Genomic DNA, 26,170 nt, shown 5'->3' on the forward strand with positions numbered 1-26,170 from the left:
GCAGACATGGCAAAAGAGTACAAAGACCTGATCGTTGGGCTGGACATCGGCACCGCCAAGGTCATGGTCGTGGTGGCGGAGGTGCTGCCCGGTGGCGCGCTCAAGCTCGCGGGGCTGGGCATCGCGCCGAGCAACGGGCTCAAGCGCGGCGTGGTGGTCAACATCGACGCCACGGTGCAGAGCATCCAGCAGGCTCTGAAAGAGGCCGAGCTGATGGCCGACTGCAAGATCACGCGGGTCTACACCGGCATCACGGGCAGCCACATCCGCGGCATCAACTCCAGCGGCATGGTGGCCATCAAGGACAAGGAAGTCACGGCCGCCGACGTGGCCCGCGTGCTGGAGACGGCGCGCGCCATCAACATCTCGACCGACCAGCGCCTGCTGCTGGTGGAGCCGCAGGAGTTCGTGATCGACGGCCAGGACGTCAAGGAGCCGATCGGCATGAGCGGCATCCGGCTGGAGGCCAAGGTGCACATCGTGACCGGCGCCCAGAGCGCGGCCGAGAACATCATCAAGTGCGTGCGCCGCTGCGGCCTGGAGGTGGAGCAGCTGCTGCTCAACCCGCTGGCGTCAAGCCAGGCGGTGCTGACCGAGGACGAGAAGGAGCTGGGCGTGGCCATGGTGGACATTGGCGCGGGCACCACCGACGTGGCCATCTTCACCAACGGCGCGATCCGCCACACGGCGGTGATCCCGATTGCCGGTGACCTGATCACCAGCGACATCGCCATGGCGCTGCGCACCCCCACCAAGGACGCGGAAGACATCAAGGTCGAAAGCGGCTACGCCAAGCAGCTGCTGGCCGACCCCGACCAGCAGGTCGAGGTGCCGGGCCTGGGCGACCGCGGCCCGCGCATGCTGAGCAAGCAGGCGCTGGCTGGCGTGATCGAGCCGCGCATTGAAGAGATCTTTTCGCTGGTGCAGCAGGTGGTGCGCGAGTCGGGCTATGAAGAGGTGCTGTCCTCGGGCATCGTGCTCACGGGCGGCAGCGCCGTCATGCCGGGCATGGTGGAGCTGGGCGAGGACATCTTCCTCAAGCCGGTGCGCCGCGGCAACCCCAAGTACATCGGTGCGCTGTCCGACATGGTGGCGCAGCCGCGCGCCGCGACCGTCATGGGCCTGATGGAAGAAGCCCGCCTGGCGCGCCTGCGCGGCTTCAAGGTGGCGCAGAAAAACGGTTCCATGAAGACGGCCTTTGGCCGCTTCAAGGACTTCATTGTGGGGAACTTCTGACCATGAAAGCCAAGCTCTGGCTGGCCCGTGGCAGCCCCCCCGAATACCGCCGGCGACGATGGCGGTGCACCGAACCGCCTTCGTGAGCGTTAACGCACACACACAACAATTTTTATCAGGCAACTGCAAGTTTCAGGAATCACAGGAGTAACAAATGAGCATCGAAATGATTGAAGTCGAAGAGTTCCACTCGGGCACGCAGATCAAGGTGATCGGTGTCGGCGGTGGCGGCGGCAACGCGGTCGAGCACATGATCGACCGCGCGGTCCAGGGCGTGGAGTTCCTCTGCGCCAACACCGACGCGCAGGCGCTCGCGCGCAGCGCGGCGCACAAGACCATCCAGCTGGGCAACAGCGGGCTGGGCGCGGGCAGCAAGCCCGACAAGGGCCGCGAGGCGGCCGAGCTGGCGGTGGACGAGATCCGCAGCGCCATCAACGGCGCGCACATGCTGTTCATCACGGCCGGCATGGGCGGCGGCACGGGCACCGGCGCCGCGCCGGTGATCGCGCGCGTGGCCAAGGAGATGGGCATCCTCACCGTGGGCGTGGTCACCAAGCCCTTCGACTGGGAGGGCGGGCGCCGCATGACCAACGCCGACAACGGCCTGGCCGAGCTCGAGGCCAATGTGGACTCGCTGATCGTGGTGCTCAACGAAAAGCTGCTCGAGGTGCTGGGCGACGACGTGACGCAGGACGAGGCCTTCGCCCATGCCAACGACGTGCTCAAGAACGCCGTGGGCGGCATTGCCGAGATCATCAACGAGTACGGCAACGTCAACGTCGACTTTGAAGACGTGCGAACCGTGATGGGCGAGCCCGGCAAGGCCATGATGGGCACGGCCGTGGCCGCCGGCCCGGACCGCGCGCGCATTGCCGCCGAGCAGGCCGTGGCCTGCCCACTGCTGGAAGGCATCGACCTGTCGGGCGCCAAGGGCGTGCTGGTGCTGGTGACGGCGGCCAAGGGCAGCCTGAAGCTCAACGAGTCCAAGCTCGCGATGAACACCATCCGCGCCTACGCCTCGCCCGACGCCCACGTGATCTACGGCGCCGCCTATGACGACACCCTGGGCGACGAAATGCGCGTCACGGTGGTGGCCACGGGCCTGAGCCGCCAGGGCCAGCGCCGCACCGCGCCGCCGCTGCAGGTGCTGCGCACCGGCACCGACAACGTGCCGTTCAACGTGCCCACGGTCAACAACGCCGTGGGCGGCCCGGGCGCCACGGCCGCCCAGGGCGGGCCCGACTACCAGGGCATGTCGGTGCCCAGCGTCTGGCGCACCAACCGCACCCAGGCCGCGGCCAAGGTGGACGCGCTGGCCTCCGGCGGCATGGACGACTTCGAGATTCCGGCTTTCCTGCGCAAGCAGGCCGACTGATCGCAAGAGAGAGAAGTGTTCTCCAAGGGGAGTGCTTGGGGTGGGCTGTGACAGGCCCACCCTTTTTTATCGCCGGCCCCTGCCTGTCAGGGCCATTGGTCAAAGTGAATGCACCCCGGGGGTGCAAAAAGTAAAATCATGCCCATGCTCCAGCAACGCACCCTCAAGACCCTGACCAAGGCCGTGGGCGTGGGCCTGCACAGCGGCCAGCGGGTGGAGCTGACACTGCGCCCGGCCCAGCCCGACACCGGCATCGTGTTCCGCCGCGTCGATTTGCCGCAGCCCGTGGACATTCCCATCTCGGCGCTGGCCGTGACCGACACGCGCCTGGCATCCACCATTTCCACCGGCGGGGCCAAGGTGCACACCGTGGAGCACCTGATGTCGGCCTGCGCCGGCCTGGGGCTGGACAACCTGTATGTGGACATCACGGCCGAGGAAGTGCCCATCCTCGACGGCTCCTCGGCCTCGTTCGTGTTCCTGCTGCAAAGCGCGGGCATCGAGCTGCAGAAGGCGCCGAAGCGCTTCATCCGCGTGACCCAGGCCGTGGAGGTGCGCGAGGGCCAGGGCGACAACCTCAAGTGGGCCCGGCTGGAGCCCTACCATGGCTACAAGCTGAGTTTCGAGATCGACTTTGACCACCGCGTGGTCGACTCCACCGGCCAGCGCGTGGAGTTCGACATGAGCACGGGCTCGTACTCGCGCGACATTGCGCGGGCCCGCACCTTCGGCTTCACCAAGGACCTGGAAATGATGCGCGCCAACGGCCTGGGGCTGGGCGGCGGGCTGGACAACGCGATCGTCATGGACGACTACCGCGTGCTCAACAGCGACGGGCTGCGCTACGACGACGAGTTCGTCAAGCACAAGATCCTGGACGCCATGGGCGACCTGTACCTGATCGGCAAGCCGCTGCTGGCCGCCTACAGCGCCTTCCGTTCCGGCCACGCGCTGAACAACAAGCTGCTGCGCGAGCTGCTGTCGCGCCCCGATGCCTACGAGGTCATCACGTTCGCTGACGAGCGGCAGGCCCCCGCGGGCTTTGCCCAGCCCGCCAGGGCCTGGTAGCCGTGCTGCTGTTCCGCTGGGCCATCATGCTGCTGCTGATTGCGGCCGGCGTGTCGTTCGCCTTCTATGCCGCCACCGGGCACAAACGCTACCGGAACTGGGGCCTGGTCACGCTCAAATGGACGCTGATCGCCGCCTTCGGCTTCTTTGGCGTGCTGTTGCTGGAACGGGTGCTCTGACGCGGCTCGCCCCGTGGCGGCGGCAATGCGGCGCATCAGCTCGGCCAGGGGCGCCCTTTTGGACACGCCGGGCCGGCCGCTGATGTAGCCATTCAGTTCCTGCGTTTCCTCGGGTGTGACCAGCGCCGTGAGGTAGATCAGCGGGATGCCGGCGGTCTGTTCATCGGCCGCCAGGGCGGCCGCCACGTCACCGCCCGTCATGCCCGGCATGTCGATGTCGCAGAGGATGACGTCGGGCCTCATGTGCAGCGCCAGCGGCACGGCCATCTCGGGCAGGGTGGTGCCCAGCAGGTCGTAGTAGCGGCCCAGTTTGGCCTCAAGGTAGCTCACGGTCGCGGCATCGTCGTCAATCAGCAGCAAGCGGGGTTTGTCGCCCATGGTGTCCTCCGTTCAGCGTTCATGCCCTCAGTGTGGCGGGGCAATGTGGAGGCTTTATGGAGGCCCTAGTAGCTGCGCCCGTGCCGGAACATGGCGGTGCTGCGGCGCGCCAGCTGCGTGGCCTGGGCCAGCCGGTCCATGCCCGGCCCGATGTGGGCGTGGGCAATGGCCAGGCCCAGCGCATCGGCCGCGTCCTTGCCCGGCAGGCCGGGCAGCTTGAGCAGCCGCTTGACCATCTCCTGCACCTCGGCCTTGCCGGCCTTGCCATAGCCGGCCACGGCCTTTTTCATCTGCAGCGCCGTGTACTCGGCCACGGGCAGGTCGCGCGACACCAGCGAGGTCACGCAGGCGCCGCGTGCCTGCCCCAGCAGCAGCGTGGCCTGCGGGTTGACGTTGACAAACACGATCTCCACGGCCGCCGCATCGGGCTGGTAGCGCTGCACCACCTCGCAGATGCCGTCAAACAGCACCTTGAGCCGGGCCGGCAGGTCGCCCCGTGACAGGTGGGTGGTGCTGATGGTGCCGCTGGCCACGTAGCTCAGCGTATGGCCGTCCTGGTCGAGCACGCCAAAGCCGGTGGTCTGCAGGCCGGGGTCGATGCCGAGGATTCTCATTTGCTACAAAGTTGATAGCTGAAAGTGGCCGCCCAGCCTGGACTACAGGCCAAAATACCACCGAACCGAGTGGAAAAACACCGGTGCGGCAAAGCACAGCGCGTCCACCCGGTCCAGCAGGCCCGTGGCCCCCGTGACCGAGGCCATGCCGCTGCCCCAGGGCGTGGCGCCACGGTCGCGCTTGAGCGCCTTCATCACCAGGTGGCCCAGCGAACCGGCCGCGCAGGCCACCAGTGCCATGCCCAGGGCCTGGCCCGGCTTGAACGGGGTGATGGCGCCGAGCAGGCCTCCCAGGATGGTGCCCGCCAGCACGCCGCTGGCCCAGGCCCGCCAGCTGAAGCTGCTGCTGATGCCCGGCGTGCGCAGCTGCAGCATGCTCTTGCGGCGCAGCTGGCGCGAGGCCAGGTGCTGCACCACCATGGTGGTCTGGACCACGATGGCCAGGAAGAACACCAGGAAAGCGTTCTTGCGGCTGTCCCAGTTGGGAAATTCCAGCAGCAGCAGGGCGGGCACGTGGCTCATGCCATACACGCAGACCATGATGCCCCACTGCAGCTTGGCGTTGCGCTCCAGGAACCGGTGCGGGTCGTCGGCCAGCGCGCTGACCACCGGGATGGCCAGGAACACATAGACCGGGATGAACACCGTGAACAGGTTGAAGTGCTCGGTGGCCGTGAGCCAGAACTGTACCGGCAGCACCACAAAAAAGGCCAGCACCAGGCTGCGGTGGTCGCCCCGGCGCGTGGGCGAGAGCGTGACGAACTCGCGCAGCGCAAAAAACGCCACCACGGCAAACAGCAGCGTGGCCATGCTTTCACCCAGCGCCCAGCCGACCCAGAACACGGTGGCCATCACCCACGAGGTGCGCAGCGTGCCCTGGAAGGTCTTGAGTTCGGCGCGCGTGGCGTCGCCCTCGGGCGTGTCGGGCGGCTCGCGCAGCGAGGCCAGCAGCAGGCCGGTGCTGGCCAGCGCCAGCAGGCCGAACAGGATCACGAACAGCAGGCCCACCTGCTGGCCGGGCGTGAGGCTGCGCAGAAAGGTGTTCATACCTCGGCCAGCGACATCACCACCCGGCGTGCGCGCTCCAGAAACAGCTTGCGGTCTTCGCCTTCTTCCACGCGCACCGGGGCACCAAAGGTCACCGAGCACAGCACCGGCACCGGGATCACCTCGCCCTTGGGCAGCAGCCGCTGGATGTTGTTGATCCAGGCCGGCACCAGCACCACGTCGGGAAAGCGCTGCGCCAGGTTGTACAGCCCGGCCTTGAAGGCCTGCGGTTCACCGGTGTGGCCACGCGTGCCCTCGGGGAACAGGATGATGGAGTCGCCGTTGGTCAGCGCGTCGATCAGCGGCTGCAGCGGATCTTCATCGCCCTTGCGCTCGCGCTCCACATACACGGCGTTGAACACGGCGGTGGTGATCCAGCGCTTGAAGGGGCTGGCCGTCCAGTAATCCTTCGCGGCGATGGGGCGGGTGATGCTGCGCAGCTCGCGCGGCAGCGCGGCCCAGATCATCACCAGGTCGGCGTGGCTCTGGTGGTTGGCGAAATAAATGCGCTGCTCGGCCTTGGGCGGGCAACCGTACCAGCGGGCCTGCGCCCCGGTCAGCAAACGCACCAGGGCCAGCAGGAACCAGCTCATCACTTTGGCGGACATGTGCCGATGTTAGCCTGCAGCCATGGCATCGCTCCTCAGGGCAACACCGCATCCCCCATGCGCGCGGTGATGGTGCCTGCGCGGCTGGCCAGGTAGCCCGAGTTGGGCACTTTCTCGAAGTACCTGGGCCGCGGCAGCATCACGGCGAGGCGGGCGGCCTCCCAGGCGCTGAGCCTGGCCGCGGGCTTGCGGTAGTAGTGCTGGGCCGCGGCCTCGGCGCCAAACACGCCTTCACCCCATTCCACGCTGTTGAGGTAGATCTCCAGGATGCGCTGCTTGCCCAGCAGCAGTTCCAGCGCCAGCGTGAGCACAAACTCCTGGCCCTTGCGCAGCAGCGTGCGCTCGCCCGACAGCAGCAGGTTCTTGGCCAGCTGCTGGCTGATGGTGGAGCCGCCCACGATCTTGGCCGGCCTGGCATTGGGCCGCGCCTGGGCCCGTTTGGCCGCCAGCTCTTCGGCCCTGGTGTTTTTCTTCCAGGCCTTTTCAATGGCCTCCCACTCCACGCCGTCGTGGTTGATGAAGTCACCGTCTTCGGAGGCGATCACGGCGCGCTTCAAATGGTCTGAAATCTGGCTGTAGGGCACCCACTGCTGGCGCCAGCGCAGGCTGCCTTTTTCGGTGGACAGGCGCCAGGCCTCGGAGCGCTGGAAGCTGGTGGACTGGGGGTCCACCGCCACCATCAGCGCAATGCGGCCGACGAAAAACAGCTGCAGCGCCAGCGCCGCGAGCGCCAGCAGGCCGATGAAACGCAACGCCGCCTTCATCGCGGGCTCAGACGCCGCCGGGCCGCCCCAAGGCGGCTGAAGCCCCCTCGGGGGGCAGCGCAGCACACGAAGTGGCAAGCGTGGGGGCCATGTCAGTCCAGCGCGGCGCGCAGTTCGGCCAGCACCTGGGCCGATGGCGGGCGCACGCCACGCCACAGCGCAAAGGCCTCGGCCGCCTGTTCCACCAGCATGCCCAGCCCGTCGCGGGGCACGGCGCCGTGGGCGGCGGCCCAGTCCATGAAGCCGCGCGCGGCGGGGCCATACATCAGGTCGACCGCGAGCGCGCCGGGCTTGAGCACGCTGGCGGGCACCGGCACCTGGCCGCCGGCCAGGCTGCTGCTGGTGGCGTTGATGACCACGTCGAAGCCACCGCTCACGTTGTGCAGCTCGCAGTCCTGCAGCTGCACGCTGTGCTGGGCCGCCAGCGTGGCGTGGCGCTGCACCAGCGCATTGGCCTTGCCCAGCGTGCGGTTGGCCACGGTGATGCTGTTGGGCCTTGCCTCGATCAGCGGGCCCAGCACACCGGCGGCCGCGCCGCCCGCGCCCAGCAGCAGCACGCTGGCGCCCGCCAGCGCCACGCCGGCATTGTGGGTGATGTCGTTGACCAGGCCCACGCCGTCGGTGTTGTCGGCAAAGATGCCATCGGCATCAAAGCGCAGCACATTGCAGGCATGGGCCAGCGCGGCGCGCTCGGTGGTGCGGGTGGCCAGCGCCGCGGCCTCGAACTTGAAGGGCACGGTGATGTTGCAGCCCTTGCCGCCCTCGGCCCGCCAGGCGGCCACGGCCCGGGGGAAGTCGTCCAGCGCGATCAGGCGCCTGCCATAGCTCAGGTCCTGGCCGGTCAGCTCGGCAAAGCGCGCGTGGATGCGGGGGGACTGGCTGTGCTCGACGGGGTTGCCCATCACGCAGTAAAGGTCGGTGCTCATCGGTTGGTCAGTCTGGTTTCGAGCTGGTCGTCGCGCGTGAACTTGAAGCGCGACACCACCACGATCTGGTCGGCCTTGCGGCGCATGGCGTCGCTGAAGCGGCCAAACGGCCCGGCCGCCTTGGCAATGGTCTGGGCCCGCCGGTCCAGCGCGGTGATGCCCGACGACTCGACGATCTCGGTCTCGAGCACCCGGCCGTCATGGTTGACCGTGACGATCATGGTCAGCTCGCCATAGAGCTTGCGTCCGGCCAGCTCGGGAAAGTTCTGGGTGCCGCGCTCCTCGATCTTGCGGCGCAGGCCGTCGTAGTAAATGGCGTACACCTCCTCGCGCGTGGCGGGGCTGATGTAGCGCTTCTTGGGGCGGGCGTTTTCCTCGTTGATGCGCCGCTCGATCTCGGCCAGCAGCTTGATCAGCTGGCGGCGCTTTTCCTCGCGGGCCACGGCGGCGGCGTTGTTGCTGGCCTGCTTGGGGTCGGGCGGGGGCAGGGCGGCAAGCTGCTTCTTGAGCTGGGCCAGCAGCATCATCTGCTGCTCCTGCATGGCCTCGATCTTCTGCTGGGCGTCTTCGGCGGCGTCGCCCAGCGAGGTGAGCGCCGAGGGCGGCAGCGGGCTGGTGGCGCGGCCCTTGGCGGCCTCGCCACCGCCAGCCAACGAGGCCTGGGCAATGGCCTGGGCCTTGTCGGCATGCTCGCTGGTCCTGGCGTTGACCAGGATCACCTCCAGCGGGGTGTCCTGGAACACGCGGTTGAAGCGCTCGGGGTCCACAAAGCGCACCGTCAGCAGCGCCGCGTGCACGGCCACCGAGGCGCCAATCGCAATCTGCAGGGTGCTGAGGGACTTCAGGTTCACGAGGGTGAATTATCAGCGCTGACGGCGTCCGTTTCGTTCACGTCCACCGCAATGGCGATGGGCCCGGCCACCGGTTCGTCCTCACCGCTGTCGTCCTCGCCGGCGTCGGGCGCGGGCTCGGCGTCCAGCCGCTCGATCAGCGTGCCGCTCACGTCCAGCGAAATCTCGTCGATGGCGCCCAGCCTCACGCGCAGGCGCGCACCGCGCGGCAGCCCCTGCGCGCCCAGCACGGGCAGCACCAGCGGGATGTCGTCGGCACGCACCAGAAAGCTGCCGCCCGGCCCCTCCTTGAACACCGTGGCCACCAGCTCGGTGATCCCCTGCTGCTCCAGGTACTTGAGCGTCCAGAAGCGCTCCATGCCGGCCTGGTAGCCGTTGTAGGCGCTGTAGGCCGCGTCAAAGCCGCTGATGATGGAGAACAGCTCCGCATCCTTGGGCTTGAACGGCGCGGCCAGCGCGGCCGTTTTGCCATGGCGCGCCGCGGCAATGATCTGCCACTGGTTGACCAGGTCGGTGTAGCGGCGCAGCGGCGAGGTGCTCCAGGCGTAGCTGGGCACGCCAATGCCCGCGTGCGGCAGCGCCTTGGTGCCCATGCGCACCTTGACGCCCGGCGCCAGGCTGGCCTGGCTGCGGTAAATGCCGGGAATGCCAAACTCCGCCAGCCACATGCCCCAGGTGCTGTTGGCCAGGATCATGGCCTCGGCCACGATCAGGTCCAGCGGCGCGCCGCGCTGGCGCGTGCTGATCTGCACCTGCTCGCTGCCCTGCGGCTCGGCGCCGTCATTGCCCACCAGGCGGAAGTTGTAGTCGGGCCGGTTGAAGTTCTCGGGCTTGCCGCGCACCACCTCGCGCCGGGCCTTCAGGTGGCGCGCAAAGCGGTGCAAAAATGATAGCGGGCCGCGCAGGCCCAGCAAGGACTCCGGCGTGTTTTGATGCTCAAATGCCGGGTTGTCCAGCCATTCGGCCGTGACCAGGCCATCGAGCTGGTCATGCCGCAGGTTGTGGGCAATGGGCACGCGCTCCAGCCTGGTCTGCGTGCCGCGGATCTCCAGCGTGGCTTCGTCGAGCGTGACGTAGAGCGACACGGCGGGGCAGTCGCGCCCGGCCTGCAGCGTGTAGGCCTGCACCACGTCGTCGGGCAGCATGGTGATCTTGTAGCCCGGCATGTAGACGGTGGACAGGCGGTGCCGCGCCACCTGGTCCACCGCGCCACCCGGCTGCAGCGCCAGGCCCGGCGCCGCAATGTGGATGCCCAGCGTGACCGTGCCGCTGCCCAGGCCCTGCAGCGAGAGCGCGTCGTCGATCTCGGTGGTCTGCGAATCGTCGATCGAGAACGCCTGCACGCCCGTGGCCACCGGCAGGTCGTCGGTGATGACGGGGGCCTCCAGCGCCGGAAAGCCCGTGCCCTTGGGAAAGTTCTCGAACAGAAAGCGCTTCCAGTGGAACTGGTAGGCCGAGTCGATGGCGCCGGCTTTTTGCAGCAGCGCCAGCGGGGCGGTTTGCGTGGCGCGCGAGGCCTCGACCACGGCCTTGTACTCGGGCGCGTTCTTGTCGGGCTTGAACAGGATCTTGTAAAGCTGCTCGCGGATGGCCGCCGGGCACTCGCCCCGGCCCAGGGCTGCGGCCCACTCGGCAATCTGGGCCAGCACCTGCTTCTTTTTTTCGATGGCCAGCAGCGCCTGCTGCAGGATCTCGGCGGGGGCCTTCTTGAAGCGGCCCTTGCCGGCGCGGCGGAAGTAGTGCGGCGCCTCAAACAGGCGGAACAAGGCGCCGGCCTGCTGCTCCAGCGAGGCCTGGGCGCTGAAATAGTCGCGCGCCAGGTCGGCAAAGCCAAACTCGTCCTCGGGCGCGAACTCCCAGGCCAGCTCCAGCTCGATCGTCTCGGCCACGGCCTGCGCGCTGCGGATCAGCTCGGCCGGCGCCGGCTTGTCAAACTTGAGCAGGATGTTGGCCGCCTTGACCTTGACGCGCTTGCCGCTGTCCAGCTCCACCTGGGACGAGGCCTCGGCCTCCGACAGCACGCGACCGGCCTGAAACTTGCCGGCTTCTTCGAACAATACAAACATGGGCGGGATTGTCCCATGCGGGGGAGGGGGCTCAGGCGTAGGCGGGCTGTGGCTCGCGCAGCACCGGGGGCTGGTGCTGCGCGGTGCTGGCCAGCAAAGCGTCCAGTGGGCTGGCCGTGCCGCCCGCGGCCACCTTGAGCACGTGGGTGTAAATCATGGTGGTGGACACGTCGCTGTGGCCCAGCAGCTCTTGCACCGTGCGTATATCGGTGCCCGACTGCAGCAGATGGGTGGCAAAGCTGTGACGCAAAGTGTGGACGCTCACGGGCTTGTGAACGCCGGCCTGCACTACGGCCGTCTTGAGTGCGCGCTGCAGGCGCTGCTCATACAGGTGATGGCGGCGCTCGATGCCGCTGCGCGGATCAACTGACAAAGTCGGTGAAGCGAACACCCAATGCCACGCCCACGACTGACCAGCCCGAGGGTGTTTGGCCTCCAGCGCATGGGGCATGGCCACGCCTGCGCGTTGGGCTGAACGGTCGGCCGCCCATAGCGCCCGGGAACGCACCAGTTGTTCGTGCAAGGCAGGCACCAGTGCCTTGGGCAGCATGACGACCCGATCCTTGCCTCCTTTGGATTCGCGCACCACGATGACGTGGCTCTCAAAGTCGATGTCCTTGACGCGCAGTGACAGGGCCTCGTTGCGCCGCATGCCTGTGCCATACAACAGGCGCGCGAGCAGGCCCGCCTCCCCCTCCATCAGCGACAGAATACTGTGCACTTCATTCAGTGTGAGAACCGAAGGAATCCTCCTGGTGACCGTCGGTCGACCGATTTCCTGAAGCCAGGGTAACTCCTGCCCAAGAACCTCTTTATAGAGGTAAAGAATGGCATTCAGCGCTTGCTTGTGGGTGGCCGCAGATGCCTGGCGCTCCGTGGCCAGCATCGTGAGAAATGCTTCCACCTCCGCACGACCCATCTCACGGGGATGACGCATCCTCCCCGCGCGCCCATGCCAGCGCACAAAAAACCGGACCCAGTACGTGTATGTCTTCTCTGTTTGCAAGCTGTAGTGCATGTACCGAAGCCGTTCGCGCAGCTGGTCCATGAGACGAACAGAAACCAGCGCAGGCCCAGGCTTCTTGCTGTGATTGGTTGATCTGGTGTAACTGTTCATAATCACAGTATTTCACCGAAACCCTTGCCCATCAAGGATTTTCCGCATCCCTCTGCTCTGCGGTACACAGCAGCGTTCCAGGTTATCGGTCGTTTTTGCTGTGTATCAAGTCAGGGGGCACGTGGTATGAACGAGAGGAGCAGGCAAATTGCGATATAAATCAAGGACATGCAATGTATGACTTCATATCCAGTCCCGAGTAAACCCGCGATACACAGCGGGTTTGACTTCTAAATCACGTTATGCTGCACAAATGCCGTTTCCGCCTCGCGTCTACGCGGACTTCAATGCAATCGAGTACCCATCACCCGGAAGTTCAATCGCTGAGATTCCACTTACTGGCTACGGGACTCTTGCAAGCCTCTCGCGACAAGGCCTGAAACTGACTGAAGGAATGAGGCTCGTGGTGTACGAGCCAAGTGACATCGAGTGCGAAGCAATTGCAACCTTTGACCAGGCGCGCCTCGACCCGGCCGGACGCACTGGTGAGTGGGTTGCTCAACTGGATCACACGAAAATCAGAAGCAACGTCACAGAGAGGTGTGAGCCAAGCACTCACCCTTGTTCCTGCTGCGGCGTAGATCTCTCCAGCCGATTTGCCGCACACGGTCGCAAGTACAACGAGAGCTGCCCGGCTTGCGGCACTAGCGTCATGGCCCCCATGGAGCCGCCGTAAAGTGCAGCCTAACCCTTCCATCGAGAGGACTCGCCCCGGCAAGCAGGGCCGAGCCTCTCATGTCAAACGTTATCCCTCATGATGGGTTCTTCCTACTCGCGCGTGCTTACCCTGCTGCCAGGCGTCGCATGGCTCTTCGTCGGCGTAATGCACGCACGGTCGTGGCTATTTGATTGGAGTCCTCACAATGGCCCCGGCGAGCGGGAGTTGAACTTCTTTCGAATCGCGTTCGCATGGGGTGCGCTGCTTTGCGCGTTTGCAGCGGTTGTAGGGCTAGGCGCCTTGACAATGAAACGCCGCATTGATCTGCCGCTAGTTCTGGTGCTACTTGCATCAATTGGGTATCTTTTTTCGTGGTACACGCTCACTGGCGTGGAAGGTGTGTACCAATTGCTCTTCTCGCCAGTGCGTCGATGAGGGATAACATGACAATCGACACGGACCCACAACAGCAGGAAGCGGCTTCGCCGCAAGTTGTCGTGGCCCGGTCATTTTCACGTTGGGCGTCATGAGCGAACTACTGATTCACCCCACCGAAAGAGTTCCCGAACTGGTCGGCCGGCTGTACGGGTTGGTGGGAGAATTTGAAGCGTTGTTTCCCGGGCGCGCCTTCACACCTGACGGTCATCTCGTCGGGAGCATTGGCGAAGTGATCGCCGCGTATCGATATGACCTGCTGCTGCACACGGCCTCAAGAGCCGGGCACGATGCGATGACAAAGGACGGTCGTCAAGTCGAGATCAAGGCAACGCAGGGAACAACTGTGGCGCTGCGTTCAGAACCTCAGCACCTGCTCGTGCTGCACCTGGCGAGAGACGGCAGCTCTACGGAGGTCTTCAATGGGCCCGGTGGCATCGTCTGGGAAAAGTGCGGGGCAATGCAGAAGAATGGCCAAAGACCGGTCTCACTCTTCAGACTGCGGGAGCTTATGAAGCAAGTCACCGACGAGCAACGTTTGCCACTGCGAAAATGACGCCCAACCGGGCGTTCCAGCGGATCGCCTTCGGCGCCCGCTGAACTTCAACGTTAGACGACGCCAGAATATGAGTCGCACTCGAATCGCCACAATGTCTGCCGCTTGGGGCCTCGGCATGTTCCTCTTCTTTTGGTTCACGGCCGAACCCAAGCCAAGCATCGCCTTCGCTGCAGTTGCGCTCCTCCTTTGCATGGTTGGCGGTGCCGCTTGGGGTGGCGCAATGGTGGGCTTTCTCTGGCTTGCCGCTCGCTACGCTGGTTCCCACCGGCAGCCCCTGGTCGCGAGGCCTGCCACCCAGGCGCAACGCAAACTTCACTTTGCATCCATCGCTTTCACCGCCGCACCGCTCTTGTACGGAACGCTTGTGAACTTCGAGTACCTTTGGCCCAGCATCGCGGCAGGTGTGGGTCCCGCACTCACGATGCTTCCCCTATCCAGCCGCCGAGTAGCCAGCGTCGTGTTTTGGAGCCGCTGCGCACTTGGCTTCCTTCTTGGTCTTGTGGCGGCAATTGCGGTTCACTGGTTGGCCTTCTCCGGCGGTATCCCGCCTGCTCAGGCGTGGTTGGTCGCGCTACTCTGCTCAGCATCTTGGTCACTCTCATATGTTCTGTCCCTCAAGGCGCGCGGCGTCTAACCCTTCCTATATGGACTTACATGGTCCGCCCAAGGAAAGCAAGTTTCCGCGTCGCGATGGTTGAAAGGTTTGCGGTCTTACATTCGGGCTGTTTGTGCAGTTGGTACTGCTGCCCATGATGGCTATTCGCGACTGAGGTTCCTATCTCCCCCGTGCACTAAAAGTGCGGTCCATATATCGGAGTTTCCCCAGTCCGGGTTGACCTTCGTTCCATCACTTTGCTTCTTGCAGGCTCTCCTTCAAAACAGTGTTGCCTAATCGCAATCGCGATGTCGTTCAACGATCTATAGTGATCAGCTCGCACCCACTTGCTCCGTTGGATTCCACTTGACCTGGTCAAAGGCTGCGCCTTTGGCCAGGACCGCCCAAGCTGTTCGGGCTATTTTGTTGGCCAACGCCACGACCACTACGTTGTAGTGGCGCCTCTCAAGTAGCCGCGTGATCCAACTCGACTTCTCTGCCCTGGCGATCACGGCTCTGGCTCCCGCAATCAGCAAGGTACGCAAGTAGGTGTCACCTTGTTTTGAGATGCCCAGCTGTTGCGTCTTTCCACCGGTGCCCACCTGCCGCGGCACCAGTCCGACCCACGATGCAAAATGTCGCCCGGACTGAAACGTCGAGAAGTCTCCGACGGCCGCCACCAACGCGGAGGCCGTCAGTTCTCCAACGCCAGGGATTCGCTGGATCGCCTGCATCTGCCGGTCTTCTCTGATCATGGCGCGCAGCCGCTGACCGAGGTGGTCGATGTCAACCTCCAAGGCGTCAATCCGTTTGAGTTGCTCCTGCACGCTGACCACCAGATCAGCGGTCAACTGGTCTGCCTGCTGCGCCTTGGCCAACTCGCCTTGAATCGTCTTGAGCAGTTTGTTGTGCCCTACCGGCAAAGCAATGCCGAACTCAGACAAGATGCCACGCAGGGCATTGGTTTGCATGATGCGAATTTTCATCAGCTGGCGACGCATGCCGTGCAGCGACATACAAGTTTGCTGACGCTCTGTCTTTAAGGGAACGGGCTTGATGTGCGGCTGGTGAGCGGCTACCCAGATCGCTTGCGCATCCATGGTATCGGTCTTGTTGCGAAGCAAGAAGGCCTTGACATGCTGGGCCGGTAGCATCTTGACCTCGTGTCCGAGGTCTCGAATCATTCGAGCCCAGTGGTGGGATGTGCCGCAAGCCTCCATCGCAACCAGGCTGCGCTGGCACTTGGCGAAGAACTCGACAAGTTTTGCCCGCTTGATCTGGCGGCGCTGGATTTCGCCGGTCTGCACATCGACGATGTGCAGCTGGAACACGGACTTGGCCAGATCCAGACCAATGACGGGCAGATTTCCAGTGGGTTGCATGGCGGGTCTCCAGGTTAGGTGGTTCATGAGCCCTCACTTTGGCACTCTGATGCCGTTTCTGCGAGGCCCCACCCGTGACTGGATGGCAGCCTCACCTCAACAGCAGCGCTGTAGATGGGCGGACCATGCCATCTCCCCCGCAAGCGCAAGAAACTGACCGATAGTTTGGCTGTTGGGGATGCGCCTGCAGTCGTATATCCGGCATCTGAAGTGGACTCTGTTGTGGTCCGTGCCGACATGGAATCTGCGTCACCGATGCGCCACACGTTACAAGCGGCTGCGAGTGAGCCGGAAGAGTTATCGGCGGCTGTCGGTGTGGGGTGAGCCCGGTTGGCCATGATGGTCGATCAATCTCGTCGCGATGCGTGAGGGGTGTTCAATACTTCTTCTGGGTAGCGGCTGCTTTGAGTGCGGGCAGTCAAGTCGGCATCACAAAGCTCTCCCTGTTCATTTTCTTGCCAAGCCGCGCAGTGGGCTCACCAAACGGCTCCTTGTCCCTGAGCGTGGCATAGCAAATCCGCGCCAGCTTGTTGGCCAGCGCACAGGCGGCCTTGTTGTGATTGCTGCGGACCTGCACATCCAGCGCCCAGCGCCGCACCCCACAGACCTCACGCCCGGCGTTCGCGGCCACCTTGGAGGCGCGCAGCACACTCCTGGCCCCGTGGGTCAGCAGCATGCGCAAATACCGATCCCCCTTCTTGGAGATACGCCCCAGGTAGCGGCTGTTGCCCGAGCTGTACTCCTTGGGCGTCAGCCCAAACCAGCTGGAGAAATGCCGGGCATCCTGGAAGTGGCTCACATCGCCCGAGGTGGCGGCTACCAATGCCGTGGCGGTTAACAGGCCGATACCGGGGATCGACAGCAACGTGGTGCAAGCAGGGCTGAGCTTGGCAAGCCGTGCCAGTTCCCGCTCCAGTTGCGCAATCCGGGCTTCGAGCAAATGAATCTCCTCCACCAGCAGCTTGGCTGTCCCCCGGATCAGCTCGGGCACGGCGGTGCCGGGGTCAGCCAGCACGCGGCTGATCGCCTCCACGCCCGTGCGCGCACCGACGGGAATGGCAATGCCAAACTCGCGGCAGAAGCCGCGCAGGGCGTTGATGCGGCTGGTGCGGGTGCCCATCCACAGGCTGCGGATGCGGTGCATGCCTTGCAGGGCTTGCTGTTCAACGGACTTGACGCGCACCGGGCGCATGTCGGACGCCCGGCAGGCTTCTAGCAGGGCAGCAGCGTCAGCGGCATCGGTCTTGTTGCGCTTGACGTAGGCGCGCACGTACTGGGCGGGCAGCAGGCGCACTTCAATGCCCAGGCCATTGAGCCAGCGCGCCCAGTGGTGAGCCGAGCCGCAGGCTTCCATGATGACCAGGGCCACATCACGATTGACGAACCAGCGTTCAAACTGGGTGCGGGTGAGGCGATGGGTTTCGATGACTCGCCAGGACGTATCGGCCACGGCCAGCTGAAAGACAGACTTTGCCAAATCAACGGCAACGGTTGTAGCATTCATGTCGGACTCCTTTCGTTTGATGAAGACCTGATCCCCACGCCAATGAAGACCAGAGCGCGAATTTCGCGCAAACAAACGGGGGAGTCCATCCCATCATTCGACACGGACACGCACCGGCAGTGCGCCGCGCAGCGTCTGGACAAGCCTACGCCGCGCGGCGCACTGCCGGTGCGCGCCGGTCAACTCCGACGTTATGTCGCAGCAAAGGCGTAGTTGGGGGACGACCTCTGAAAGAGTGCGCGATGGAAAAGAAGGTCGAGATTTACTGCCCGAAATGTGAATGACACCCTCGAGCGGAAGATCGATGGGAGTGCGTGCCCTCATGCGGAACCGTGTGGAATACGTTCTGGACGAGAGCGGTCTGTCCTGGTTGCAGCGTTAAGTGGCCGGCTACCCAGTGCCTCTTTTGTGGGGAGTTCTCTCCCCACGAAGCTTGGTACCACTATCGCGAGCCCGAGAGCAGCGAAAATGAGAATGAAAAAGTGGAAGAGAAGCATGCGACATAACAGGTTCGTCAACACGGACGCCTGCGGGCGTCCGTCGGCTGCGCCGGCCCTTGTCGCAGTCGCCGGTTACGGCCAACGTTAGGGCTCAGATGGGCAACACCGTCGCAAGCCGCGTCTCGTCCTCGCTCCTGTTTGCCGGCGCCTTTCTGCTTCTTGTGTGCTGGTGGCTTCTGCAGCTGTCCGGGTGCGCCGGCGACCTGAAGCAAGCGACCGGCGATATTGAGGGAGCCCTGAAGCTCGAAGGCCGCGCCTTTGTTGCAAGCGCACTTGGCATGCTGGCCATCACCTCCGGCATTTCGGTCGGTGCGCCTAGGGTGCCGTCGTGGCTGCGGGTGGTCGTCTGCTTGTTGTCTTTCCCTGTGGCATGCGTTGCGTTTCTTGCCTTGGGGTTCTTTGGCGGGCATGCTTCGTGGATATGTGCGCTCTAAGCCCCAACAGGTCGTTCGACGCGGACACGCGCCGGCAAGGCGCCGCCAGCCGTGCGCGGGAGCATACGTCTCGCGGCGCCTCACCGGTGCGTGCCGGTCAACTCCAACGTTAGGTCGCACCAAGTGGCGTCCGTGACTGTCCGGGTTGAGCAAGCCGACTACGACCGCGCATGGGGTTTCGTACTCGGGCACTTGCGTCGCCAAGGCAAGACACAAACGTCGTTGCGCCCGCTCGCCATCATCGCCTGGCTACTGTTCAGCATTCCACTTTTCGTTCTAGTCTCGGGCCCTTCGTACCTGCACGAGAGCGATCGTCAACTGATTCGCTGGTCTGTTCTCGCGTTGGTGCTCGTGCCGTTGCTCTTCGCCTTCGGGGTAAGTCGCTTGCGAAGGGCGGATGCTCGAGCGCTTCAACCACTCGCCCCGAGCACGGAGGAACCGCTCCACCTGGTGGCCAGCTCCACAGAGTTCTCGGCATCCACTGAAACCATGCGCGTCGCGTTTCCGTGGTCGGCCGTTTCAATCTTTGTTCTCGAGCCCCAATTTGTGGTTTTGTTGGCACCAAGAGTGGCACCATTTCCGCTACCGCTGCGGGGCACTGACGGTGAAGCCGAGTACTACACGTTTGTGCGTCACGCACAGCAATACAAAGAGGCTGCAAGTGCGACCTAACCCCTCCATCGAGCGGACGGCTTCCAGCGGGCTTCGCCCGCTTCCAGCTGCCGCTCGTGTCGAACGTTATCGCTCATGAGCTATATCGTCGAGATCGTCCGTCCCATTGCAAAGAGCGAGGTACAGGCACTCGTAGCCGGAGACCCCGAGTTGGTGGTTACGGCCGAAGGAGAGCATTGGATGGACATCGCGTGGTCCACGGGCGAATCGACAGAGCTATTCGCCCTCGCCCAGGGCCGACTCACACTCACCAAGCCCAGTGACGCAGCATTTGCGAAGGGGCAGAAGATCGCTGAGAGGCTTGGTGCGGCGGTGATCGGCGAAGAAGACGAAGTCCCCGTTCGTCCAGCCACGCAGGGATCCGCCTCGGTCCGTTCCGCTTGGGCAGGGTGGCCTATCCTAGTTGTGGCTCTCGCCGCATTGCTCGTGTGGAAGTGGTGAGTATGAGCGATAACTGGTCAATCGACACGGACCCACAACAGCAGGAGGCGGCTTCGCCGCTTATGTTGGTGGTCCGGTCATTTTTACGTTAGGCGTCAACAGCACGCATGCACCTCCCCCTTCGCTTCCGCGACCACTTGCACCCTCGCCCAGTGCCTTCAGGCATCGACGTGCTGTGCAAGCTTCAGCACTTCGCGATCGTCACATACGCTGTAGACCCAGCTCGCTTCAACGGCCTCATGCCTGATCGCTTCTCCCTCGATACTGTCGAGATCGAGGGGCGTCGCAAGGCACTGATCTCAGTCGTCCCTTTCATTGACATCGACTTCACCTCAGCGAAGTACCCATTTCCCAAATTCAGAATGGGTCAGACGAACTACCGGATCTACATACAGGATCGAGAAAGCGGAGAACGCTGCGTCTGGTTCCTCGGGACAACACTTGACTCGTGGACGGTCGCTGTACCCCGCTACCTCTGGAACCTGCCATGGCATCCGGGCAAGGTGACCTTCGACTGCGAGCAGGCCTCACCTACAGGCGCCTACACCAGATATCGAATGAGTACGCGTGCCTCATGGGCGCCGGCCGAACTGGAGTTGAGCCAGGGCGTGGATAACAACCTCGATCTTCCAGGCTTCCCGGACGTCGAAACTGGACTGGTCTATCTTACCCATCCCCTTGCCGGCTTCTACCATCGCCGCGACGGCCGGCTTGGAGCCTACCGCGTTTGGCACACCAAACTTGAGGTCGCGGGCGCTCGGTTGATTCGAGCAGACTTTGGATTGCTGAGCCGCTTGAATCTGGTACACAAGGACGAGCAGCAGTCACCTCACAGTGTTCTCGTCGAGCCGATGAATGAGTTCACCATCTACCTTCCACCGAAGGTGCTGAGTTGACGCCTAACCCCTCGCTCAAGCGCCGACGCCCTGGGGAAGCCACCGCTTGGCCGCTCCAGGTCAGCGTTCTAAATTGTCCTTCGGCGGCCAAGCGGCGTCCGCCTACGGTCGCGGCTTAGCTCGAACGTTAAGGCGCATCGATGACGCTCACGGCGCGCATGCGTTTGACGATCTGGGCAGCGCTGTATTGGCTGCCCTTCGCATGCTTGGTACTGTACGCTGGCGCTGAGCCGGGATACCTTCCGCGTTACTCGCGCGACCCAAAATTTCTTTGGCTGGGGATCGCCATCGCATTACTTGTACTGGCAGCGCAGACAGCATTGTTTGCGTTCGTTCTACGGCTCGGCGATGGAACACGCACGCGCGGACGTCGCTTGGTTTCAGCCTGGCTGATTGCGTTTCCATTGGCTATTTTGTGGCTTATCGGTTTGCCAACCCACATGCCCGGCTTTGTCGTAGCATCGGCAGCATTCGCCCCGACTACCCTACTTCTGCTGACTGCATCGGTTCTTGGACATTTCGGCCGCGAGTGGTACAAGAACTTTCGCAATGCGCCTTAACATGTTGATCGAGTGGACCGCCAACGGCGGGCTATGTTTTCGCCATTCTTCGGACCAGTGTGGGCCGTTGGCGTCCACTCATTGCTGACGTTAGACCGCACAACCGACAGCCATGCCTAAGTCGTTACGCTCGCTTGACGATCATGTTCAGGATACGCTCGATGCACGTCGAAGGGTTCAGTCCGGTCGATTTCAACCCGTGGCCCCTGGACCGGAGCGCGTCGCCGATGTTGTCGCCAGTTCATGCGCCGCTGTCGCGGAAGCGTTTGTTGGCGAGGGTTTCCGATGGTCCAAGAGTGGACTTCGATTTTCGCGGAAGGTCGGACCATTCACGCACGTCGTGTCCTTTCAAGCCGATGGAGCCAATTCGTCTGGCTCCCATGTGGGCGTCGCCATACACGCTCAAACGAAGTGCAGTGAACTGGCCACGTGGCGCGAAGCAAATGGAGTTACCACAGGCGACAATATCTGGATCTCGCAGATCGGATACCTCTCGCCAGCGCATGAGTACCTAAAATGGCAGCTTGTCGATCCCGCCACGCGACAAGCAGAAGTAGCTTCCATGGTGAAAACTATCCATGAGTTGGCCATACCGGCGTTCGATGTGTGTCGCACCAAGCAAGGCCTATCGGCGCGTCTTCTCGAACGTCGCGAGATCACTTGGATCCCCGACTGGGCGGTAGACGTTGCCCTTTGGGTTGGAAACAAAGCAGCAGGCGAGGCTCTGGTTCTCGCGAAGCTTGCGTCGCCGCCGGACCTGACAGGTCGATTCATGGAGTTCTCTCGAATCGAGGCTTCAACGCCCTCGTTAACCAGGCCCGCCGACAGAACTCATTGCTTGGCGTGGGTTGCTCGAAAGCACGGCTTGCAAGTGCCCAGTGGGGTCTAACATGCCAATCGACACGGATCCACAACAGCAGGAGGCGGCTTCGCCGCAAGTGTTGGTGGTCCGGTCATTTTTACGTTAAATGACATGAAACGACGGTCGCGCTCAGGAACAGCAGATCACGCCGACGAAGCGTCAAAGATGTCGCGGGCGGAAATTGATCCTCAAATTCAACGTTGTTTATGGGGCGCGGAAAATGGTGGTACGTCGCAAGGACGTAAGTCGTTTTTTAAGCGGCTGGTATGGCTGGAGCAGCAACGCGATGAGTTATTTGAAGTAGCTGCCTCAAGGCGGGCGTTTCGGGAGCGGTAGGTATGCTGTCATTTAACAGGGTCGTCGAATGGACCAACAGCGGCGGCCAGCGTGGTTGCTATTCTTCAATACAGAGTGCGCCGTTGTGGTCCACTCACGGCCAACGTTGAGCGTCAATGAGCAAGTCTAGTGAGTCACGCACGACACTAATCAGCGGGGCGAGGACGTCGCTGTTCTTATTATTAGTAGGCGTGGTCCTATTTGGGGTAGCCTTGCTTCTTCCGTGGGCTTGGCTTCGGTACGTGTTTATTGCCATAGCTACCGCTTGTCTTATCGTCAGCAAATGGCTGTCATATATGGAGGGAACTGATCGTGACGCTTAACAAGTCGCTCGGCGCGGAAAGGCAAGTGCAGGTTGCGGCTTCGTCACGCGTGTTGTGTGCCGGTCAGCTTCAACGTTATGCCTCACGCCAGCCATCCAAGGCATGCTAATCGCAACAGGAGAATCAATGCGTCAATACCTATTCGTCGCGCTTGCCCTTCTCTCCAACTCAGTGCTTGCGCAAGAGTTCGACTGGGCGCTACTAGCTGGGAAGTGGGCCGAGAGCACAAAGCACCAGTTTGGCTGCCGCCCGGACAACCTACACCAGACCTTTGAGGTCAGCTCCGACCGCAAGACGCTCAAGCTGAAGAATGATCGTCGCTGGAAGATCGGGACGGGCGCAGAAGTCACCGAGTACAGCGCTGCAATCATTCGTACGCAAGGAAACTCACTGATTATCAAATACGGGCCGGAACTTCAAGGCATTCCTCCTGAGTACCGCGAGTGGGAGATGCGCTTCATCGGCCCAGGAACGTACCGCTGGCGGGCGACGTCGTGGGCACCAGATCAGTTCAACGACGTCATCGGCGTCAAGTGCGCACAGTGAGGCCTAGCCCTTCGCTCGAGCGGACTCGCACCGACATGGCACTTGGCCCGCGAGGCTGTTCAGGTCATCCTCCGCCTCGCGGGCCAAGCGCCGCGCCGGCGCTCCCCGCTCAGCTCAAACGTTAGGCGTCACAACCCACATCATGCACCGCTACCCCGTCGCCTTCTTGCTGTCCATACTCGCTGCGTGCACGGACAGCGGTGGGTACTACCTTGAGGTGAAGCCGGCGGGTGCGGCATCCGCCGCTTCTGTGGCTGCTTCCTCAGACGACAGAAACCTAGTTCTCCCTCTGGAAGTCGACCAGCAGGTCGCGGCGACCTTCGTTCGAATTGGCTTTGCACTGAACAAGGGTCAGAGGTTTCAATCCACAGAGTTTCTGACTCCTCGTCTAAGAACCTCTCAAGCCGCTCAACTGATCAGTTTGGTCACGCAGTACAACGAATTTAACGGTCAGCGCGTCGCAGCAGCGGTCGAGAAGCTGCGTGGTCGAGTCTCTGGCGTCGAGTTTGGCCGGGAAGGCTCGCCCGTCCTCTATATCGAACTTCCCTACTGGACTCATCAGCGCGAAGAAGCCACACCTACCGGAATGGGGGTGAAGATCCCCGACGCGGACAATGACAAGTTAGTTGCGGAACTGAGGCGGGTTTTTGTTGGCGAGCTAAAGGCAGATGAGTTCTCTGTCAACAGACGTCGAGTCCGGGTCTGGTGGGACTGACAGTGCCGCCTAACACCTTGGTCAACCGGACACGCCACGGCATGCCGTCGCCCGGCTTCATTTCATTCTTGCCGGGCGCCGTCACACCGCGTTATGCCGGTTACCGCGAACGTTAAAGCGCATGAAAGACAACTCCGCCGTTTCGTCCGACTTTGCGGTAGCAGCCCGGGGTTATTGCCAATGGTGCGAATCGTCTGCTTCGGAACGCAGCGATTCGCTGGCGGCCTACTGGCTGAGTCAGTTGTACTCACTGGCGCTTCTTCTTCCGAAAGTCGAGCCGGAGAACGAAGACGGACTGCCGTAACTTCCTGCCGCAGCGCTAATGGCTGCCACTGCAAACTTGGCTGCGTTCGCTGGCAGGTACTACCGTGAGGTCTTTGACCCCGATCCTCTACTTGACGATGAACCCTGCATGGGCGATGTCAGTGATGACCTGCTAGATAGCTACAAAGATGTCCGCGCTGGCTTGGTGCTCTACGAGCGTGGTGAGACCAATGAAGCGCGGTGGCACTGGTCATTTCTACATCGCATTCACTGGGGTCGTCATGCTGTCGGCGCCCTGTATGCATTACATTACCTAGCAATCTCGCAGGGGAGTGAGAATGCACGTTAACTGGTTGGCCCACACAGACACACAGCAGCAGGTTGCCGCTGCGCGGCGCTTCCTGCGTGCTGGTGGCCTCCGACGTTATGTCTCGTTGAACAGGGAAGGAGCGCTGTAATGGGTCTCGCGGTGTCAGTTGGGCTGCTAGCCGATCTTCTTCAGAACGATCCTGAAGGCGCGGAGTGGCTAGTGGGTTCGATAGCGGTAGTGAACCGAGTATTGGAGGACTCAGGGTTGCCGGTCCATACGGAACCCCGGGAACTCGTACCTGTTCCAACTCGCTCATCCATCGGCGGGTTCCCATACTCGTTCATTCACTATCTCAGGCGCGCGTATGCGCATGGGATGGCCGATCCATCGTGGAGAGCAACGCCTCTGCCCGAAGATTCGGACCCAAGTACCGATGCAGTACTTGAAGCCGAGACTGAGCAGTTCTCTAGCCATTTGTTGTGCCATTCGGATTGCGAAGGGTACTACGTGCCAATAGACTTTCCCGAAGTGCTGTTTGACGAAAGTGGGCAGTTGCCAGGAGGCATGTTGGGCTCGTCGCAGCGATTGATGGGGGAGCTTATTGCAGTGGCGCCCGCCCTGTGCATTCAGCTACTAAATGGCGAACTGTCGGATGAGGAGGCAAGTCGAATTGATGGAGTCTCTTGCTCCGGGGAGGGATTGTCTCGGGAGTATTGTTCTTGGCTGGCTCTCTACGAGGCGGCGCGGATCAGCATTGCGCAGAAGGCGTTGATCGCCTTCACGTAGATGAGACATAACAGGTTGCTAGTCACGGACACGCAGCAGCATATTGCCGCTTCGCGGCAGTCGCTGAGTGCCGGACAGCGTCAACGTTAGACCTTATGCTCACTTCGTTCTGGCAATGGCTTGCCTCAAACGCTGCGACCGTCGGTGTACTTCTCGGTGCAGTGCCCACTATTTGGGCGATTGTGCAGTTCATCCTCAATAAGCGTGCCGAGGCAGAGCGTCAACAGTTCGAGACCTACCACTCTCTCATCAAGCAACTGGTCGAGCGCGAAGATCCTAACCAACCTCTCAAGCTTGACCGCCAGATCGCCATCATTTTCGAACTACGCAACTTCAAGCGGTACTACCCAGTAACCTTGCGCATCTTCAAAGGGTTGAAGCAAGACTGGGCGGAGTACGGTCCGGAGTTGAAGCGTTCGCGCTTGCAGGAGGAACTCGACCTTGCCATTGAGTTCATTGGCCGAAAGGTCTAATCCCTCGTTGCATCCGACGTGCTGCGGCTGGCTTCGCCAGCCTTCGCGCGCGGGTGAACTCCAACGTTAGACCGCACTATGAAGCGCGGCTCACTCGTCCAAGCGGTCTTGATTTCTGGTGTTTGCGCATTGCTCGCGGCAAAGTTTCCCTCTCTGGCCGATGCCGATGCACCGGCGTTTTCCTGGATTGGCTCTTTGGTCGGCGCGGCCATAGCTCTCTTTGCAATTTTCGTCGGTTCGTTCGTGTCCTCGGTGAACCGAGACTACGAGCCGCCGGGCACCCGGCGCGAATTGTTCCTATTGCGCGCAGCCATTCTTTGTTTGTGTGTTGCCGTAACAAGTTTCACGGCCTACCTCTACTTTCCACTCCTCCTGTTCAAGGTAACTATGGGAACTGGAGTCGTGGCAGGCGTCGCTTCAATCTTCCTTGGGCTCATCGCTAAGGTCGTGCCTCCCGGCGGGCGTGATGTTTAACATTTCGCTCGGCACGGACACGAAGCAGCATAATGCCGCTGCGCGGCGCTTGCTGCGTGCCGGGCAGCTTCGACGTTAGAAACCATGCTTGGACCGTGCGCCTCGATGGAAGCGAAGACTCGGAATACTCTCATCTGGTTCGCGCTGAACATTGCATTGGCGGCCGCGTTCCTTGCGGTGGCATCCATGTGGTGGGTACCCTCAGAGCTTGCGGAC

The 26,170-nt window shown here is 62.7% G+C and carries 27 protein-coding genes; 16 read left to right on the forward strand and 11 right to left on the reverse strand.

Annotation, left to right across the window (positions count from 1 at the left end):
- Positions 1-6: 6 nt before the first annotated feature.
- The 3 genes from ftsA to KF796_07260 all read left to right on the forward strand — a co-directional run bounded on the left by ftsA (position 7) and on the right by KF796_07260 (position 3,679).
- The gene (ftsA, locus tag KF796_07250; protein MBX3586424.1) at positions 7-1,236 is read left to right on the forward strand and encodes a cell division protein FtsA; all 1,230 of its coding nucleotides are present in this window, start codon (positions 7-9) and stop codon (positions 1,234-1,236) included.
- A 154-nt stretch (positions 1,237-1,390) separates the two neighbouring features.
- Positions 1,391-2,611: a cell division protein FtsZ gene (gene ftsZ, locus KF796_07255; protein MBX3586425.1), complete on the forward strand. Its 1,221-nt coding sequence runs from the start codon at positions 1,391-1,393 to the stop codon at positions 2,609-2,611.
- 144 nt (positions 2,612-2,755) lie between these two features.
- Complete coding sequence (locus tag KF796_07260) at positions 2,756-3,679, forward strand: UDP-3-O-acyl-N-acetylglucosamine deacetylase (protein ID MBX3586426.1); 924 nt, start codon at positions 2,756-2,758, stop codon at positions 3,677-3,679.
- On the opposite strand, the gene KF796_07265 is transcribed toward KF796_07260, so the two are convergent.
- The 9 genes from KF796_07265 to KF796_07305 form a co-directional block, all read right to left on the reverse strand.
- Positions 3,607-4,236 (reverse strand): response regulator, encoded by a 630-nt coding sequence (locus KF796_07265; GenBank protein ID MBX3586427.1) that lies wholly within the window; start codon positions 4,234-4,236, stop codon positions 3,607-3,609. The genes KF796_07260 and KF796_07265 overlap by 73 nt on opposite strands.
- Before the next feature lie 65 nt (positions 4,237-4,301).
- Complete coding sequence (ruvC, locus tag KF796_07270) at positions 4,302-4,850, reverse strand: crossover junction endodeoxyribonuclease RuvC (GenBank protein MBX3586428.1); 549 nt, start codon at positions 4,848-4,850, stop codon at positions 4,302-4,304.
- A 42-nt stretch (positions 4,851-4,892) separates the two neighbouring features.
- On the reverse strand, positions 4,893-5,897 hold the full coding sequence (locus KF796_07275; GenBank protein ID MBX3586429.1) for a phosphatidate cytidylyltransferase: 1,005 nt from the start codon (positions 5,895-5,897) through the stop codon (positions 4,893-4,895).
- Positions 5,894-6,505 carry a 1-acyl-sn-glycerol-3-phosphate acyltransferase gene (locus KF796_07280; GenBank protein MBX3586430.1) on the reverse strand — a complete coding sequence of 204 codons (612 nt, stop codon included), beginning with the start codon at positions 6,503-6,505 and terminating at the stop codon, positions 5,894-5,896. The genes KF796_07275 and KF796_07280 overlap by 4 nt, the downstream gene beginning before the upstream one ends.
- 35 nt (positions 6,506-6,540) lie before the next feature.
- Positions 6,541-7,269: a monofunctional biosynthetic peptidoglycan transglycosylase gene (mtgA, locus tag KF796_07285; GenBank protein ID MBX3586431.1), complete on the reverse strand. Its 729-nt coding sequence runs from the start codon at positions 7,267-7,269 to the stop codon at positions 6,541-6,543.
- Positions 7,270-7,361: 92 nt separating this feature from the next.
- The gene (gene aroE / locus KF796_07290) at positions 7,362-8,195 is read right to left on the reverse strand and encodes a shikimate dehydrogenase (protein MBX3586432.1); all 834 of its coding nucleotides are present in this window, start codon (positions 8,193-8,195) and stop codon (positions 7,362-7,364) included.
- The gene (locus KF796_07295) at positions 8,192-9,040 is read right to left on the reverse strand and encodes a TonB family protein (GenBank protein MBX3586433.1); all 849 of its coding nucleotides are present in this window, start codon (positions 9,038-9,040) and stop codon (positions 8,192-8,194) included. The genes aroE and KF796_07295 overlap by 4 nt, the downstream gene beginning before the upstream one ends.
- 2 nt (positions 9,041-9,042) lie before the next feature.
- The gene (locus KF796_07300; protein MBX3586434.1) at positions 9,043-11,112 is read right to left on the reverse strand and encodes an RNB domain-containing ribonuclease; all 2,070 of its coding nucleotides are present in this window, start codon (positions 11,110-11,112) and stop codon (positions 9,043-9,045) included.
- 31 nt (positions 11,113-11,143) lie between these two features.
- Positions 11,144-12,229 (reverse strand): integron integrase, encoded by a 1,086-nt coding sequence (locus KF796_07305; GenBank protein ID MBX3586435.1) that lies wholly within the window; start codon positions 12,227-12,229, stop codon positions 11,144-11,146.
- A gap of 1,184 nt (positions 12,230-13,413) precedes the next feature.
- On the opposite strand from KF796_07305, the gene KF796_07310 reads away from it, so the two are divergent.
- The gene (locus KF796_07310; protein ID MBX3586436.1) at positions 13,414-13,878 is read left to right on the forward strand and encodes a hypothetical protein; all 465 of its coding nucleotides are present in this window, start codon (positions 13,414-13,416) and stop codon (positions 13,876-13,878) included.
- 930 nt (positions 13,879-14,808) lie between these two features.
- Here KF796_07310 and KF796_07315 read toward each other — a convergent pair.
- Positions 14,809-15,858: an IS110 family transposase gene (locus tag KF796_07315; protein MBX3586437.1), complete on the reverse strand. Its 1,050-nt coding sequence runs from the start codon at positions 15,856-15,858 to the stop codon at positions 14,809-14,811.
- Positions 15,859-16,276: 418 nt separating this feature from the next.
- Complete coding sequence (locus tag KF796_07320) at positions 16,277-17,362, reverse strand: IS110 family transposase (GenBank protein MBX3586438.1); 1,086 nt, start codon at positions 17,360-17,362, stop codon at positions 16,277-16,279.
- Between the two features lie 595 nt (positions 17,363-17,957).
- On the opposite strand from KF796_07320, the gene KF796_07325 reads away from it, so the two are divergent.
- The 12 genes from KF796_07325 to KF796_07380 all read left to right on the forward strand — a co-directional run bounded on the left by KF796_07325 (position 17,958) and on the right by KF796_07380 (position 25,954).
- Complete coding sequence (locus KF796_07325) at positions 17,958-18,296, forward strand: hypothetical protein (GenBank protein ID MBX3586439.1); 339 nt, start codon at positions 17,958-17,960, stop codon at positions 18,294-18,296.
- Between the two features lie 747 nt (positions 18,297-19,043).
- Positions 19,044-19,409 carry a hypothetical protein gene (locus KF796_07330; GenBank protein MBX3586440.1) on the forward strand — a complete coding sequence of 122 codons (366 nt, stop codon included), beginning with the start codon at positions 19,044-19,046 and terminating at the stop codon, positions 19,407-19,409.
- A gap of 152 nt (positions 19,410-19,561) precedes the next feature.
- Complete coding sequence (locus KF796_07335) at positions 19,562-20,305, forward strand: DUF2071 domain-containing protein (GenBank protein MBX3586441.1); 744 nt, start codon at positions 19,562-19,564, stop codon at positions 20,303-20,305.
- 140 nt (positions 20,306-20,445) lie between these two features.
- Positions 20,446-20,865 (forward strand): hypothetical protein, encoded by a 420-nt coding sequence (locus KF796_07340; protein ID MBX3586442.1) that lies wholly within the window; start codon positions 20,446-20,448, stop codon positions 20,863-20,865.
- A 973-nt stretch (positions 20,866-21,838) separates the two neighbouring features.
- Positions 21,839-22,063, forward strand: coding sequence for a hypothetical protein (locus KF796_07345; GenBank protein ID MBX3586443.1), 225 nt, complete (start codon positions 21,839-21,841; stop codon positions 22,061-22,063).
- A gap of 449 nt (positions 22,064-22,512) precedes the next feature.
- A complete protein-coding gene (locus KF796_07350; protein MBX3586444.1) occupies positions 22,513-22,932 on the forward strand; it encodes a hypothetical protein in 420 nt (139 codons plus the stop codon).
- 142 nt (positions 22,933-23,074) lie between these two features.
- Positions 23,075-23,647 carry a hypothetical protein gene (locus KF796_07355; GenBank protein MBX3586445.1) on the forward strand — a complete coding sequence of 191 codons (573 nt, stop codon included), beginning with the start codon at positions 23,075-23,077 and terminating at the stop codon, positions 23,645-23,647.
- 121 nt (positions 23,648-23,768) lie between these two features.
- Positions 23,769-23,951: a hypothetical protein gene (locus tag KF796_07360; protein ID MBX3586446.1), complete on the forward strand. Its 183-nt coding sequence runs from the start codon at positions 23,769-23,771 to the stop codon at positions 23,949-23,951.
- A gap of 18 nt (positions 23,952-23,969) precedes the next feature.
- The gene (locus tag KF796_07365; GenBank protein ID MBX3586447.1) at positions 23,970-24,260 is read left to right on the forward strand and encodes a DUF5063 domain-containing protein; all 291 of its coding nucleotides are present in this window, start codon (positions 23,970-23,972) and stop codon (positions 24,258-24,260) included.
- A 108-nt stretch (positions 24,261-24,368) separates the two neighbouring features.
- On the forward strand, positions 24,369-25,007 hold the full coding sequence (locus KF796_07370; GenBank protein MBX3586448.1) for a hypothetical protein: 639 nt from the start codon (positions 24,369-24,371) through the stop codon (positions 25,005-25,007).
- 95 nt (positions 25,008-25,102) lie between these two features.
- The gene (locus tag KF796_07375) at positions 25,103-25,480 is read left to right on the forward strand and encodes a hypothetical protein (protein MBX3586449.1); all 378 of its coding nucleotides are present in this window, start codon (positions 25,103-25,105) and stop codon (positions 25,478-25,480) included.
- A gap of 78 nt (positions 25,481-25,558) precedes the next feature.
- The gene (locus tag KF796_07380) at positions 25,559-25,954 is read left to right on the forward strand and encodes a hypothetical protein (GenBank protein MBX3586450.1); all 396 of its coding nucleotides are present in this window, start codon (positions 25,559-25,561) and stop codon (positions 25,952-25,954) included.
- Positions 25,955-26,170 lie beyond the last annotated feature (216 nt).

Origin of the sequence: Ramlibacter sp. (genome assembly GCA_019635435.1) — a bacterium.
Classification (GTDB): Bacteria; Pseudomonadota; Gammaproteobacteria; order Burkholderiales; family Burkholderiaceae_C; genus JAHBZM01.